Raw genomic sequence first — 14,850 nt, 5'->3', positions numbered from 1 at the left:
GACGCGAAGTGGGGAACGCGCTGGTCTGACCTAGGCGGTGACTTTGCCAGCCTGTCCTTTTACGACGCACTTGCAGATGACCGTCCAGATTTTCCAGCCTCCGGTATTCAGGCATTTCAAGGGCAATGTCAGTGGCTGTTTCGCACTATGGGACCCGAGCGGGCGATCATAAAAATCCTGCACTGCCGGGCCGTCGACGCGGATGGACAGATGGTGAAACGCATGGCGGGTGGGGTATTGCAGCGCGATCAGTTGCCGGGCAGAACGGTGAGGATGGTGTTCGGGATGGCGGAGCAGGAGCAACCGTATTACCGCGGATGGTGGTTAGAAACACCCAATGGCTGGAAACCATGCACAGGCCGTTGGGGAACTAACAACGAAGAGTGGTGCATGGAGCCAGCTCAATTTACGGATTTCAAATTGCCTGATGGCAGAACTTGCACCGTTTACCCCAACTGCACTGAATAAGGGAGCCACAACGTGACATTCAAGGAACAAGACGACAGCTGTTTCAGCGGCAAAATACTGGTCTGTCCACTGCGAGGGCATTGGACGAGTTTTCGATTGGTGGATGAATTTGGCGACGGAAAACCCTATGGCGGCTTGCCTTACACCCTTCGAGATAGTGTGGGTCAGGAATACACCGGAAGGTTGGATGGTGAAGGTTTTACCAGGTTGGACAATCACTACCGTGGTCCTATGGTGTTAACGATGGACGCGCCGCATTCCCGGATTAACGAGCTGTATGTTCGCCTGATGGATCGGATTCACTACCCCCTCCCCATCACCGAACTCCAGTACCGCGCCGAACAAACCCGTTTCTTCCACGAAGACGGATTTCGTCGTGAACACAACCCGGCCATCAAAGACGCCGATGTCTTCATCCAGGTCGAGGTGCGGGACCTGGTCCGTGATGGCGCGCATTTGCCACCGGTGGTCAAGCGTTTCTACCAACCCCAAAGCGCACTGCTTCGGGCCATGAGCGAACTGGGGTTCGGCCCCGAGCATTCGTTCGGCATTGCGCTGAGCCCCAACCAACACAATGTGCTGGAAGTGCGGCCGATGCGCGCCTTGCGGCCCATGCTGTCCACCGATGACAAATTCTGTGCGCTGAATCTCTATCAACTGGCCCTGATGGCGACCTTGAGTTACACCGACTTCGCCCAGGACCCGCGCGAAAAACCGTTGGATAAAGTGCGCTTTCCTGAGGACCCGAGCATCGGCAATCTGTTTGGCGAGGCGTTGGCCAGTTACCGGGAAAGTTGGCGAATTGATAAGAGCCAGTCCCAAAGATTTTACCCGTTGTACGAAGACGTGCCCTATTCAAAACGGCTGGAAATCCTGCCGTTCAACCCGACGCTGTATGAGCAAAATCACCCGGACAAAGGCAAGGATCAGGAGCACCCGGCCAACCAGCATTTTTTCGATGATCAGGAAGATGGCGGTGATACCCAGGCGTTCATGTGTCATCACGACGAAATCGTTCTGATTTCAGTGCGCGGCACGGCCAGTCTGAAGGATGCATTACGTGATGTGCATGCGCTTCAGGTTCCGTTCGAGGAGGGTGTCGGGAGCGTCCATCAGGGGTTTTACAGTGCGTTCCAGGCGATGAAGGCGTTCGTCTTGCGTTATCTGGATAAATTTCACACGGGTCAAAAAGTCATCATTTGCGGCCACAGCCTGGGCGGTGCCATCGCCTTGTTGTTGGCAGAAGCGCTTCGTCGACGTGCAGGCGTTACCTACAACATCCTCCTCTACACCTACGGCGCCCCCCGCGCTGGCGACTCGACCTTTGTTGAAGGCGCCACCGACCTCGTCCATCACCGCATGGTCAACCATAACGACCCGGTGCCCGGCGTACCGGCGCCGTGGATGGACGCTAACTGGAAGGTCTGGGTCCCGGGCCTGGTGACGACGGTCTTTTCCGGACTCTATGGCATGTTGCTGTTTGGCGCCGGTCTGGTGCGCTTGGGCGGTGATCCCTATCAGCATCACGGGCAACAGCAGCATTTCATGCCTGTGCGCTTTAATGACAAAGAGTGGTCGTCGATTTTGTGGGACCCGGATTGCGAGTCCATCGACGATGCCGCCTGTACCGCCATGCTGGAAAAGACGCGACGGGGTGATATGCCGGCCCGCGATGGCCTGCTCGCGCAACTGATCAACTACACCGACCACATGATGGTTGCCAGCTACATTCCTTTTGCTTGGGCGACCTTGCGCCGCTGGCAACAAGCCCAGGACACTGGCGCAACCGTGGTCACCGACCGCGAGTACCGCGTCGTCGAATACGCCTTGGCAACGCTCAGGGAGAAACTTTACGAGTATGCCCGCCAGGTGCGCCATAACGAGGGGCCGGATGGTGCGACGACGAAGGAAAAGGCCGCGATGGATGCGCTGTACGGAGAGCAAGATCGGCTGGAGAGAACCCAAAAGCGTTTGCAAACCGTGCGCAATCGCCGCCTTACCCTGGCGGATGTGTACGGCAGTGCTGCCCGGTTACCGGAGTTCACCGGTAGCGTGGAACGCTGGAGCAAACACGCTGAAAATCGCCGTTTAGAGCAGTACGCAATGATTCCAAGGCAATTGGATGATGGATTTTTGCTGGCCCGCGAGCCGCTGGATATCGATTCGATCAGCTGAGTGTGGCCGAATGGCAAGGCAAAAGCCCTTGGTTACTTGGGGCTTTTCCAAGTGACCCGCCATCAGGGCGGAACCCTGAGCGGCCGTTACCGCAGAAACGGATATGTACTCCCAACACCAAGCCCCGGCAGTGAATCTCAGTAGCTCAAGAGATGTGTAGATACCTATGCTCCAGGTGCCAACATCAAATTGGGCGATAGGCGCTGGTAACCCTCCTCCTCCAGGCGCATGTCCAGCATCAGACTGGCCAGGTCCGCCGAGAGCGCTTCGGCGTCGGCGTCGTTCTCCAGATAGATCAGTTTCAGGTAGCTGTTGCAGCCGGGGCAGACTTCCGCCCGCAACGGCGCCTGATTAGCAGCATGGCGGTCATCCTCGAAGCTGACGTATTGCAGCCCCTTGCTCTGTTCGCAATACACGCACTTGACCCGCACCGCATGCCATTCGCAGGCGCACAACGAGCACACCAGATAACGCAATCCGTTGTATTTGCCGCGATGACGAATCACCCCGGCCATCGCCGGCGAACCGCAGGCTGGGCATTGGCTGAGGCTGTCGCCGCGCTTGAGTTCAAGGTTCGGCGAACTCAGCAGCCAATGGCTCCAGGCCGCTTGCAGCGCTGCTCCGAGGAACGGCACCAGTTCTGCCGGCAGCATTGAATACTGGCCGCTGACCAAGGCAATCGCCCAGGCTTTGAGCAGCCCTGGGTTGGCACTGCGTAAAGTCGCCACGGCGTTTTCTACCGCAGCGTGTGACGGTGGGTGATAGCGTTGCAACAAGGCTTCGAGATACGGCAGCCAGACGTTTTCGCGCACCAGGCTGTCGGCGGCGAACGGTGGCAAACCATGTTCTACGCACACCCGAAGACGTTCGGGATCGGGCATGGCGGCCACGGGCGGATCGTCCATCAATGTCTGTTGAGCGTGGCACAGCCCCGCGATCAAACGCAGATAATCCGCCATGGGATGCCCGTCCGCCAGGCGCTCCAGACGCAGCGCGCGCAAGGTGAACAGGTTGTTCGGTGGCAGGTACAGAAACGGCGGTGAACTCGCCGCCGCTTCTATCTGCCCAGACTCGAGGATCGTGGCCAAGGGGTCATCCTTTTTTGCTGATCGGTCGCTCAGGTGTCTCGTCTCGGGTCACTTCCTGATACCAGAGTTCATGGTGTTTTTTCGCCCAGGCGCGGCTGACCCGACCACGCACCATGGCGTGGACCGAGCCGCGAATCCAGATACCGGCATACACGTGGACGATGATGCTCAGCACCAGGATGAAACCCGCCAGCGCATGCAGCAGCATCGCCCAACGAATGCCGGTGATGCCGAAATAAGCACTGAACCAGGCACGCCAGATCACCAGTCCGCTGAACAACAGCACCAGCATGCAGATCAGCAACACCCAGAACAGCAGCTTCTGCGCCGGGTTGTACTTGCCGATCGGCGGCACGCCCTCCTCTTCGTTACGCATGACAGTCCTGACGCGCCTGAGCCACAACCGGTCGTTGGCGCTGAAGTAGTTCGCCCGCCAGAAACTGAACACCAGGCCGAGGAACAGCACAAACATCGCCACGCCCAGGTACGGATGCAAGATTCGCGTCCACGAGCCGCCGCCAAACAGGTTGCTGAGCCAGAACAATCCCGGATGGAACAAGGCCAGCCCCGACAGCGCGGCCATCAGAAACATAATCGCCACCAGCCAGTGGTTGGTGCGCTGGTTGGAGGTGTAGCGCAGGATCGGTTTGTCGTTCATGGCCTGTCCTCCCCGCCGGGTTTCGTCGGATCAAAGGTGTGCACCGATGGATCGAATTCATGCACGGCGGGGTCGACGATGACTGGATGTTCGTCTTCCTCGACCAACTGCGGCCCAACGCGCACGTAGTGGAAGAACCCGGCCAGTACCGCCGCGCCCATGGCCAGCAACGCCAGGGGTTTGCTCAGGCCTTTCCACAGGTCCACCAGCGGACTGATCGCCGGGTGATCCGGCAACCCGGCATACAACCTGGGTGTGTCAGCATGGTGCAGCACATACATAACGTGGGTGCCGCCGACGCCTGCGGGGTCATACAAACCGGCGTTGTCGAAACCGCGACTCTTGAGGTCGACGATACGTTCGGCAGCGTGTTCTTTCATGTCTTCCTTGCTGCCGAAAACGATGGCGCCGGTCGGGCAGGTTTTCACGCAGGCCGGTTCCAGCCCCACCGCCACTCGGTCCGAACACAGCGTGCATTTGTAGGCCTTGTGATCCTTTTGCGAGATGCGCGGAATGTTGAACGGGCAACCGGTGATGCAATACCCGCAGCCGATGCAATGGTCCTGATCGAAATCGACGATGCCGTTGGCGTGTTTGATGATCGCTCCGGGGCTCGGGCACGCCGCCAGGCAGCCAGGCTCGGCGCAGTGCATGCAGCCGTCCTTGCGAATCAGCCATTCGAGGTTACCGGCGTCGGTTTCATGCTCGGTGAAGCGCATCAAGGTCCAGGTGTCTGCGCTGAGGTCCTGAGGGTTGTCGTAGGTGCCGAGGTTGTGACCGACATCGTCGCGCAGCTCGTTCCATTCCGAGCAGGCGACCTGGCAGGCCTTGCAGCCAATGCACTTGGTGGTGTCGATCAGCTTGGCCACTTCCTCTTGCGTGCGCACCGAGGGCGGCATGGTGGTGGTGGCCGAACGGGCGATGATGTCTTGGCTGGCCATTTAGACTTTCTCCACGTTGACCAGGAATGACTTGGATTCCGGGGTCTGTGTGTTGCCATCGCCGAGGAACGGCACCAGGGTGTTGGTCAGGTAACCGTGACGGGTGGCGCCGGTGAAGCCCCAGTGCAACGGGATACCGATCTGGTGCACCACCTGATTGTTGACCTGCAGCGGACGAATCCGCTTGGTCACCACCGCCACCGCTTCGATGTGCCCGCGCTTGGAACTGACCCGAACCCGGTCACCGGCAGCAATGCCCTTCTCCTTGGCCAGCACCTCGCCGATCTCGACAAACTGCTCAGGCTGGGTCACGGCGTTGATCGGGCAATGCTTGGTCCAGAAGTGGAAGTGTTCGGTCAGCCGGTAGCTGGTCGCCGCATAAGGGAAGTCCTTGGCCTGCCCGAGGGTGTCCCAGACTGAATCGAAGATCCGTCCGGCCGGGTTGCTGGTGGCCTGCTTGTTGTTGGGGTGCATCGGGTTGATGCCGATGGGCGTCTCGAACGGCTCATAGTGTTCCGGGAACGGCCCTTCGTTCATCTTGTCGAGGGCGAAGAAACGCGCCACGCCTTCGGGGTTCATGATGAACGGGTTCATTCCGGCTTCCGGCGGCACATCGGCCTTGTAGTCAGGCACGTCGGTGCCGGTCCAGACCTTGCCGTTCCACCACACCAGGCGTTTGTTCGGGTCCCACGGTTTGCCTTGAGGGTCGCAAGAGGCGCGGTTGTAGAGAATCCGTCGGTTCATCGGCCAGGCCCAGGCCCACCCAAGGTTCTGTTTCATGCCGAAAGGATCGCTGTTGTCACGCCGGGCCATCAGGTTGCCCTGCTCGGTCCAGCTGCCGCAGAAGATCCAGCACCCGGACGCCGTGCTGCCATCGTCCTTGAGTTGGCCGAAGCCGGACAGCTGCTGACCGGTCTTGATCACCGCGCCCGAGGCGTCGGTGACATCGGATACGGCGTAACCGTTGAATTCCCGGGCCAGCTCTTCCGGCGTCGGGTCATCCGGCACTTTGTAGGGCCAGTCGAGCTTGAGGATCGGCTCGGCCCAGGCACCGCCGTTGGCCTGGTAACGCTTGCGCAGGCGCAAGAACAGTTCGGCCATGATCTTCACGTCCGTGCGCGCCTGCCCCGGGCCATCGGCACCCTTCCAGTGCCATTGCAGCCAGCGACCGCTGTTGACCAGCGAACCGTTTTCTTCGGCGAAACAGGTGGTGGGGAGGCGGATGACTTCCGTCTGAATGCTGGCCGTTTCCACATCGTTGTAAGGCCCGGCGTTGCGCCAGAACTCCGAGGTTTCGGTGGCCAGTGGGTCCATCACCACCAGCCACTTGAGCTTGGCCAGCGCCTTCATTACACGGTTTTTGTCCGGCAAGGCGGCGATCGGGTTGAAGCCCTGGCACATGTAGCCATTGACCTGACCCTTGCCCATCATGTCGAACATTTTCAGGATGTCGTAGCCGGGAATGTCCAGCTTGGGCAGCCAGTCGTAGCCCCAGTTATTCTCGGCGGTGGCATTGGCGCCGTACCAGGCTTTCATCAGGCTGACGTGAAACTTGCCGTAGTTCTGCCAGTAGGACATCTGCCCGGGACGCAGCGGCTTGAGTGCGCGCTTGGCGATGTAGGCGTTGTAATCCTGTTCGGCTTCGGCCGGCAAAGTCAGGTAACCGGGCAGCAGGTTGGACAGCAAGCCCAGGTCAGTCAGGCCCTGGATGTTGGAGTGCCCGCGCAGGGCATTGACACCCCCGCCCGGCATGCCGACGTTGCCCAGCAGCAGTTGCACCATGGCCGCGCTGCGGATCATCTGCGAGCCGGTCGAATGCTGGGTCCAGCCCAGCGCATAGAGAATCGTCATGGTTTTGCCCGGTTGCGAGCAGGTGGCGATCTCTTCCCAGATTTTCTGCATTGCATCCACGGGCATGCCGCAGACCTGACTGGCCAGTTCCAGGGTGTAGCGGCTGTAATGCTGCTTCATCAATTGGTAGACGCAGCGAGGGTCTTGCAAGGTCGGGTCGACTTTGGCGAAACCATCCTCGCCGATTTCGTAGCCCCAGCCGGACTTGTCGGTGTAGGTACGCTTGCTCGCGTCGTAACCGCTGAACAACCCGTCCTCGAAACCGTAATTGGCCTTGACGATGAACGACACGTCCGTATAGGCCCGCACGTATTCGTGCTGGATCTTGTCTTCGGTCAGCAGGTAATTGATCAGCCCGCCCATGAAGGCAATGTCGGTGCCGGTGCGGATCGGCGCGTAATAGTCCGCCACCGAGGCCGTACGGGTGAAACGCGGGTCGACCACAATCAGCCGCGCCTTGTTGTGGGCTTTGGCTTCGGTCACCCATTTGAAGCCGCAAGGGTGCGCTTCTGCTGCGTTGCCGCCCATCACCAGAACCAGATTCGCGTTGGCGATATCGGTCCAGTGGTTGGTCATGGCACCACGGCCATACGTCGGGGCAAGACTTGCCACCGTCGGGCCATGTCAGACACGTGCCTGGTTATCAAACCCCAGCATGCCGAGACTGCGAATCACCTTGTGGGTGATGTAACCCGCTTCGTTGGACGAGGCCGACGCCGCGAGGAAACCGGTGGTCAGCCAGCGGTTCACCGTTTGCCCCTGGGCGTTCTTCTCGATGAAGTTGGCGTCGCGGTCGGCCTTCATCAGGTCGGCGATGCGATCCAGGGCTTCATCCCAGGAGATTCGCGTCCACTCCGTGGTGCCGGGCTTGCGCACCTGCGGGTACTGGAGACGACTGGGGCTGTGAATGAAATCGAGCAGGCCTGCGCCTTTGGGGCAGAGGGTGCCGCGATTGACGGGGTGGTCGGCATCGCCTTCGATGTGGATGATGCTCTGGGCGACATTCTTCGCATTGTCGCCCTGGCTATACATGATCAAGCCGCAACCGACCGAGCAGTACGGGCAGGTGTTGCGGGTTTCATGGGTATGGGCGAGCTTGAAATGACGCACTTGTTCGGCGAAAGCGGGCGTCGGGGCCATGCCCAGCGCGCCGAGGCTTGAGCCCGCAAGGCCGAGACCAGCGACCTTGAAGAACTGACGACGGTTGAGGTCCATCGTGCACTCCTGATCAGGTGGAAACCTGGTGCGTTGACCAGGTTTTTCTGGACGATCACGGTGACGGCAGCGCAGCTACCGCCAATTAGAACTTTAGACAGTATTGCCGTGCACGGTCTGAAAACCGACCGTCGGCGGCTTATCGGTCACGCACTATTGCGCAATTCGCCAGCGGCAAAGGTTGGCGCTTATCATGGCCACCGGATTAACCCCCTGCCTTTTATGAGACTGAGCATGACTTTCGATTTTGATCAGGTGTTCGACCGCCATGGCACCGGCAGTACCAAATGGAGCCGTTACCCGGCCGACGTGTTGCCGATGTGGGTCGCCGACATGGACTTTGCCGCGCCGCCAGCGATCATTCAGGCGCTGCAAAAACGCCTGGAACACCCGATGCTCGGTTACAGCGTGGCTCAGGATGACTTGCGTGACGCCATCGTCGCCGACCTGTGGAACAAGTACGCCTGGCGCGTGCAACCCCAGGAGCTGGTCTTCCTGCCGGGTATCGAGTCGGGTTTCAACATGGCCCTGCATGCGCTGGTTCAGCCGCAGCAGAACGTGGTCGTGCAGACGCCAAACTACCCGCCGCTGCGCCATGCACCGGGCCACTGGCAGCTGAACAAGGTCGAACTGGATTTCGACGCGCTGGCCGATGGTACGTATGCGACGCCACTCGATGCCTTGCGCGAGGCGCTGCAAGGGGGCGGCGCCCTTCTGCTGAGCAACCCGCATAACCCGTTGGGCAAGGTCTTCCCGCGGGAAGAACTGCAAGCCGTCGCCGACATTTGCCTTGAGCAAGACGCCTGGATCATCTCCGACGAGATCCACTCCGAGCTGTGCTTCGACGGGCGTGTGCACATTCCGACCGCCTCGCTCAGCCCGCAGATCGCCCAGCGCACCATCACCCTGATGTCGGCGAGCAAGGCCTATAACATCGCCGGTTTGAAGACGGCATTCATGATCATTCAGGACGCGGCACTGCGTCATCGGGTCAACAACGCCCGTTGCGGCATGGTCGACAGCGTCAACCCGCTGGGCCTGGAAGCCACCCGCGTCGCCTACAGCGAAGGCGGCCCGTGGCTGACCGAGCTCATGGCCTACCTGCAAAGCAATCGGGATTATCTGGTGGAGGCGGTTCGCACGCGGTTGCCGGGTGTGACCATGAACATTCCTCAAGGCACTTACCTGGCGTGGCTCGACTGCACGGCACTGGGGCTGGACAACCCGCAGCACTTCTTCCTCGAACAAGCCAAGGTCGGCCTGAGCGCCGGTCTGGATTTCGGCGATAACGCCCAGCGGTTCGTTCGCTTGAACTTCGGCTGCCCGCGGGCGCTGCTGGAAGAAGGGATCGCGCGGATGGAGCGTGGTTTGCGTAACCGCCAGGCCTGACGCCCCAGGTTGACACCGAAAACCCGATGCCTGTGCATCGGGTTTTTTATGGGCGATATGCGTAGTATCGAATCCCGTTCAAGGCGTTACGCGCTCCAGGCAAGCTTTGATGAAGTCAACCCGCTTCTGATCCTCCGGCAGTTTCATGAAGTTTTTCGGCTCGCAATTTTTCTCGTTCACATCGTATTTGTTTTCACAGCCTGCGAGGCATGCCAACGAGAGTGCCAGTGCAACGAGCGATTGGGTGTTCATGAGCAACTCCTCATCGAGTTTCTTGCATCGCATTGAGCCTAACTCATGAGTTGAGTGTATGCAGGAACAGCGACTCTCCTCTTGCGCTAAACCCGTCGGAAGTCCAACCGAACTCAAGACAAAAGACCGGGGTCAACCCCATGTAAAAGCAGTCTTTTGCCTTGAACCGAGGAGATTTCCCGATGACTGACTATCCAAAACCACCCTTCCCTAAACAAAGCCAGCCAGTCCCCGGGGTTCAAACGAAAATGGACCCTTATCCGGATTGTGGCGAGCAGAGCTACAAAGGTTCGGGTCGACTGGAGGGCAAGATTGCCCTGATCACCGGTGCCGACAGCGGCATCGGCCGTGCGGTGGCGATTGCGTTCGCCCGGGAAGGCGCGGATGTGGTGGTTGCCTATCTGAATGAACAGGAAGATGCGCAGGAAACTGCACGTTGGGTCGAACAGGCCGGTCGTCAATGCCTGCTGCTGCCCGGCGATGTGGCGCAAAAAGCGCACTGCCAGGCGTTGGTGGACAAAACGGTCGAGCGCTTTGGCCGGATCGACATTCTGGTCAACAACGCCGCGTTCCAGATGACCCACGAAAACATCGAGGACATCCCGGACGAAGAATGGGTGATGACCTTCGATGTGAATATCACGGCCATTTTCAGGCTTTGTCAGGCGGCGTTGAAACACATGAAGCCCGGCAGTTCGATCATCAACACCAGTTCGGTCAACTCCGACATGCCCAAGCCGACATTGCTGGCCTACGCGACCACTAAGGGCGCGATTGCCAACTTTTCCGCCGGTCTGGCACAGATGCTGGGACCAAAGAACATCCGGGTAAACAGCGTGGCACCGGGGCCGATCTGGACGCCGCTGATCGTCTCGACCATGCCCGAGGACGACGTACAAAACTTCGGCGCGCAAACCCCGCTCGGCCGTCCCGGGCAACCGGTGGAAGTCGCGCCGATCTATGTGCTGCTGGCCTCGGATGAAGCCAGTTACATCACCGGGCAACGGTATGGGGTCACGGGCGGCAAGCCGATGCTTTGACGCGACAGGTTTGGCCAGGATCGCGTGCGGGTCAGGGCTCTTGAGCAATCACCGAAATCTTGCCATTGCGCTCGATGATGGCGAATTTGATCTGCTCAAGGGTTTCAATGCCCTGGCTCGAACGAGCGGCTTCCATGATGTCCGCTTCGACCAAGCGTGCATGGCGCAAACGCTTTTGCAGGATTTTGCCGTCCTCGACGATAATCGTCGCCCCACCATCGATCAGCCGCTGCACCCATTGCGAGCGCTGCTTGAGCAATGAAAGCCCGACATCGATGGCAATCAGCGTCACGATCACCAGCAACGAATTGGTCAGGGAAAAATCATTGCCCAGCAACGCTTGTTGGGTCGCCTCGCCGATGATCATCAGCAGCACGAAATCAAACGTCGTCAGTTCCGCCAGCGAGCGCCGACCGGCGATCTTGAACAGCACCATCAACGCCAGGTACATCACGGCCGCGCGTAATACCGAATCCATAAATCACCTAAGGGAAAATGAATTGATCCACCTTGACCGAGGCCGTACCGGGCGAGGCGATATGGCTGCGAAACAGGCCCAGCCCCTCGCCACGCAAGGTCAGGTAAAGGCTGGCCTGCCCTTGCGCGTCGGTTTGCACCCACAGTTTCATGCCCCGTTCGCCACTGAGTGCACGCACAGGTTCCGGCTGCAGGGTTTGGATTTCGAAGCCTTCCAGCAGTTTTCCAGTCAGTTCCAGCTCAACCGTGGCATCCGGCCGGCCGAACACACTAATCTTCATCGGATTGGTCGAGCCATGACGGTGGAACCTCTCGTATTCCACCCGTACCTTGCCATCGCTGCCATGAACGTCTTGGGAACTGAGCGGACCACGTGAAAACAAGCCGAGCAACGCCAACACCACCAGCAGCACCAGCACGCACCAGCCCCAGCGCTCGAATCGCCAGACCTTGACCTGATACGCCATGTCTTCGCGCACCGGAAAATCGCGGCTGTGGTATTCGGTGCGGGTGGATTCGTCTTTCATTGATTTACCTGAACTTGTTCACCGGCTAGCGCACGTTTATGAAAAAAAGAGATCCGCTTCAAGGCATGTTCTGCGGCCAGTAACTGGACCCGGCTGCGGGACCCGAAAAACCGGTGCTGATGTGTGAACACGTGCTTGCCCCGCTCAGTCTGGTATGCCCAGGCGAAGCAGACGGTACCGGCCGGAATCCCATCGACATCCTCCGGCCCCAGGATACCGGTGGTGGCCACAGCGACATTGGCGGTGCTGTCGAGCAATGCCCCCAAGGCCATTTCGCGAGCGACTTCACAACTGGTCAGATTGTAGGTCTTGATGGTATGGGGGCTCACGTTGAGCAGCCGTTGCTTCGCTTCGCAAGAATAGACCACGTAACCGCTTTCGATCAGATCCCCGCTGTCTGGCACTTCAGCCAGCAAGGTCACGATTTTTCCGGCGGTGCAGGATTCGGCAGTCGTCAGACGCAAGTCGTGCTGACGCAAATAGTCGACGACAGTCTGGCTTACGTTCATGGCAAGGCCTCCAGCAGAGGAACTGCTCGGTTGACCTTCAGCACTGGTAAACATTCCCTCCGGCAGACCGCCCTTGGCCATCCGATAAAAAATGAACCCCTGGCGATGGCCGCACCTCAATACTTTTAGGGGCCCCTATGCCGGGCCGCTCGCTATCTGGAGGTCGACATGTCCGCACCTTTCGTCAGGCTGTTCACTCAGCCCAATTACGTCTGGACAGATATTCGTAAGGAAGAGGAAGCACATCCGCGCCATTACCTCGCTCATTTGCTGCTGCTCGCCTTGATTCCTGCGGTGTGCCTGTTTATCGGGACCACCTACGTCGGCTGGAGCCTGGTGGAGAACGAAACGGTCAGGCTCAGTACTACCAGCGCTCTGCAACTCTGCGGGTTGCTGTACCTGAGCATCATTGTCGGCGTGGTGCTGATGGGGCTATTCATTCGCTGGATGTCGCGCACCTTCGACTCACGTCCCACCGTCAATCAGTGCATCGGTTTTGCCGCTTATACCGTGACCCCGTTCTTTCTCGCAGGTATCGCCGGGCTCTACCCCAGCCGCTGGCTGGCGATCACGGTGCTGGGGGCCGCCTCCCTCTATTCGACGTTTCTGCTGTTCGTCGGTTTGCCGATTTTCATGCACGAGCGCAAGGAGCAAGGCCTGCTGAATGCGGCGAGCTTATGGGGTGTCGGGCTGTTGGTGCTGGTGACGATTCTGGTGGAAATGATTCTGCTCTGGTCCAACTATCTGAGACCTGAGTACTTGCGCGTGACCGGCGTTTGACCGCCCTGAGTCCGCCATCCGGCGAGGGTCGGCGATACACATCCAGGAACCGGGCATGAGTTTCATTGTATGGGTGGCGGTGTTGGGCGCAGTGCTGCTGACCCTGGCGCTGACCTCGTCCTATCTGCGCTGGATGCCGGTCACCACGTCGGCGGTGTGCCTGGCGCTGGGCGTGGCGATCGGGCCGGCAGGCCTGGGCTTGCTGAAGCTGGACATCAAGGACGCGGCGCTCTGGATGGAGCATCTGACGGAAGTCGCGGTGCTCTTTTCGTTGTTTGTCTGCGGACTCAAATTGCGCCTGCCGCTCAGGAATCGCCAATGGCGGGTAGCGTTCGGGCTGGCGGGGCCGGTGATGGTCTTGACCATCATTGGCGTCTGCCTGCTGCTCCACTATGGTTTTGGCCTGGCCTGGGAGCCGTCGCTGCTGATCGGGGCGATTCTGGCGCCCACCGATCCGGTATTGGCCTCGCTGGTGCAGGTCAATGACGCCAAGGACTACGACCCGGTGCGTTTCGGACTCTCCGGTGAGGCGGGCCTTAACGATGGCATCGCATTCCCCTTCGTGATCCTGGGCTTGTTGTTTGTGCAACAGGGTGGCGATAGCGACGCCTGGTTGGGTGAGTGGGCATTGAAGAGCCTGCTATGGGCCGTACCTGTCGGTTTGCTCATCGGCTACTGGATGGGGCATGGCATCGGGCGCTTGACCTTGTCGATGCGTATCAGGAATGCCGACAGCACCTTCTCCCCCAATGATTACCTGACCCTGGCGTTGATCGCACTGGCTTATGTCGCGGCCGAGGAACTCAATGGCTACGGCTTTCTGTCGGTATTCGCCGCCGGCCTCGGATTGCGTCAGGCGGAAGTCAAATCCACCGGTGCCCCCCTGATGCCCGCCGAGCATCTGGTGCAACCGGTAGTCGGTCACCAGAATGTCGAACCCGAGGCTGCCGTGCATGGCGACGTGGCGAATCTGCAGGAAACCCAGGTGGCGGCCGGCATCATGATGGGTGACATGCTGGCATTCGGCAGTCTGGTGGAGCGTGCCATGGAAGTGTTTCTGGTGACGCTGTTGGGGGTGGTGCTGATAGGGCATTGGGACTGGCGAGCGTTGGTGATTGCGTTGGTGCTGTTCTGTGCCATTCGCCCCTTGTGCGTAGGGCTCATGCCGTGGGGGCGTTTGCTGGACGGTCGCCAGCGGCTGTTGATCGGCTGGTTCGGGATTCGCGGCATCGGGAGCTTTTATTACCTGTTCTACGCCTTGAACCATGACCTCGGTCCGGCGGCAGCGACGCTATGCACCGATCTGACATTGTCGGTGGTGGCGCTCAGCATTCTGGCGCATGGCATCAGTACTCAACCGATGCTTAGTCGTTACGAGCGACGCAATCAGCAAGAAGTTTGACGGCTTCCCTGCGCGGTCATTTTCTTCGGTCAACCTGCACTGATCAGCAGCGGACATTCATGCAGGTTGCACGACAAA

The 14,850-nt window shown here is 59.5% G+C and carries 13 protein-coding genes and 1 pseudogene; 6 read left to right on the top strand and 8 right to left on the bottom strand.

Annotation, left to right across the window (positions count from 1 at the left end; genetic code table 11):
- Positions 1 to 468 (top strand): annotated as a pseudogene (locus tag CKW20_RS29610) (hypothetical protein); the annotation flags it as partial.
- Between the two features lie 243 nt (positions 469 to 711).
- On the top strand, positions 712 to 2,643 hold the full coding sequence (locus tag CKW20_RS16860) for a lipase family protein (protein WP_256585063.1): 1,932 nt from the start codon (positions 712 to 714) through the stop codon (positions 2,641 to 2,643).
- 164 nt (positions 2,644 to 2,807) lie between these two features.
- Here CKW20_RS16860 and fdhE read toward each other — a convergent pair whose 3' ends face one another.
- Genes fdhE through fdnG form a run of 4 tightly spaced genes read right to left on the bottom strand, consistent with a single transcriptional unit; the run spans position 2,808 to position 8,396 of the window.
- The gene (gene fdhE, locus CKW20_RS16855; protein WP_095053944.1) at positions 2,808 to 3,731 is read right to left on the bottom strand and encodes a formate dehydrogenase accessory protein FdhE; all 924 of its coding nucleotides are present in this window, start codon (positions 3,729 to 3,731) and stop codon (positions 2,808 to 2,810) included.
- Between the two features lie 4 nt (positions 3,732 to 3,735).
- Positions 3,736 to 4,389, bottom strand: coding sequence for a formate dehydrogenase subunit gamma (locus CKW20_RS16850; RefSeq protein ID WP_095053943.1), 654 nt, complete (start codon positions 4,387 to 4,389; stop codon positions 3,736 to 3,738).
- Complete coding sequence (gene fdxH, locus CKW20_RS16845) at positions 4,386 to 5,330, bottom strand: formate dehydrogenase subunit beta (RefSeq protein WP_095053942.1); 945 nt, start codon at positions 5,328 to 5,330, stop codon at positions 4,386 to 4,388. Before fdxH ends, CKW20_RS16850 begins: the two co-directional genes overlap by 4 nt.
- Positions 5,331 to 8,396 carry a formate dehydrogenase-N subunit alpha gene (gene fdnG, locus CKW20_RS16840; RefSeq protein ID WP_141228956.1) on the bottom strand — a complete coding sequence of 1,022 codons (3,066 nt, stop codon included), beginning with the start codon at positions 8,394 to 8,396 and terminating at the stop codon, positions 5,331 to 5,333. It abuts the gene before it with no gap.
- A 234-nt stretch (positions 8,397 to 8,630) separates the two neighbouring features.
- On the opposite strand from fdnG, the gene CKW20_RS16830 reads away from it, so the two are divergent.
- Positions 8,631 to 9,785, top strand: a complete 1,155-nt coding sequence (locus CKW20_RS16830; RefSeq protein WP_095053940.1) for a MalY/PatB family protein — start codon at positions 8,631 to 8,633, stop codon at positions 9,783 to 9,785.
- A 78-nt stretch (positions 9,786 to 9,863) separates the two neighbouring features.
- On the opposite strand, the gene trbK is transcribed toward CKW20_RS16830, so the two are convergent.
- The gene (gene trbK / locus CKW20_RS16825; protein WP_095054056.1) at positions 9,864 to 10,037 is read right to left on the bottom strand and encodes an entry exclusion lipoprotein TrbK; all 174 of its coding nucleotides are present in this window, start codon (positions 10,035 to 10,037) and stop codon (positions 9,864 to 9,866) included.
- Between the two features lie 182 nt (positions 10,038 to 10,219).
- Here trbK and CKW20_RS16820 point away from each other — a divergent pair, with 182 nt between their 5' ends.
- Complete coding sequence (locus tag CKW20_RS16820; RefSeq protein ID WP_095053939.1) at positions 10,220 to 11,077, top strand: SDR family oxidoreductase; 858 nt, start codon at positions 10,220 to 10,222, stop codon at positions 11,075 to 11,077.
- A gap of 31 nt (positions 11,078 to 11,108) precedes the next feature.
- On the opposite strand, the gene CKW20_RS16815 is transcribed toward CKW20_RS16820, so the two are convergent.
- From CKW20_RS16815 to CKW20_RS16805, 3 genes are read right to left on the bottom strand one after another with little or no spacing between them, the layout of a single operon-like run.
- A complete protein-coding gene (locus CKW20_RS16815) occupies positions 11,109 to 11,555 on the bottom strand; it encodes a DUF421 domain-containing protein (protein ID WP_095053938.1) in 447 nt (148 codons plus the stop codon).
- Positions 11,556 to 11,562: 7 nt separating this feature from the next.
- The gene (locus CKW20_RS16810; RefSeq protein ID WP_095053937.1) at positions 11,563 to 12,081 is read right to left on the bottom strand and encodes a hypothetical protein; all 519 of its coding nucleotides are present in this window, start codon (positions 12,079 to 12,081) and stop codon (positions 11,563 to 11,565) included.
- A complete protein-coding gene (locus tag CKW20_RS16805; RefSeq protein WP_095053936.1) occupies positions 12,078 to 12,590 on the bottom strand; it encodes a CinA family protein in 513 nt (170 codons plus the stop codon). The genes CKW20_RS16810 and CKW20_RS16805 overlap by 4 nt, the downstream gene beginning before the upstream one ends.
- Before the next feature lie 168 nt (positions 12,591 to 12,758).
- Here CKW20_RS16805 and CKW20_RS16800 point away from each other — a divergent pair, with 168 nt between their 5' ends.
- Both CKW20_RS16800 and CKW20_RS16795 read left to right on the top strand, forming a co-directional pair.
- Positions 12,759 to 13,370, top strand: a complete 612-nt coding sequence (locus CKW20_RS16800) for a Yip1 family protein (RefSeq protein ID WP_095053935.1) — start codon at positions 12,759 to 12,761, stop codon at positions 13,368 to 13,370.
- Between the two features lie 55 nt (positions 13,371 to 13,425).
- Positions 13,426 to 14,772, top strand: a complete 1,347-nt coding sequence (locus CKW20_RS16795; RefSeq protein WP_095053934.1) for a sodium:proton antiporter — start codon at positions 13,426 to 13,428, stop codon at positions 14,770 to 14,772.
- Positions 14,773 to 14,850 lie beyond the last annotated feature (78 nt).

This window comes from Pseudomonas sp. Irchel s3b2, assembly GCF_900187445.1.
In the GTDB taxonomy this organism is placed as follows: Bacteria; Pseudomonadota; Gammaproteobacteria; order Pseudomonadales; family Pseudomonadaceae; genus Aquipseudomonas.
The sequence above is the reverse complement of the archived record's forward strand: the minus strand, read 5'-3'. Positions and strand labels throughout refer to the sequence as shown.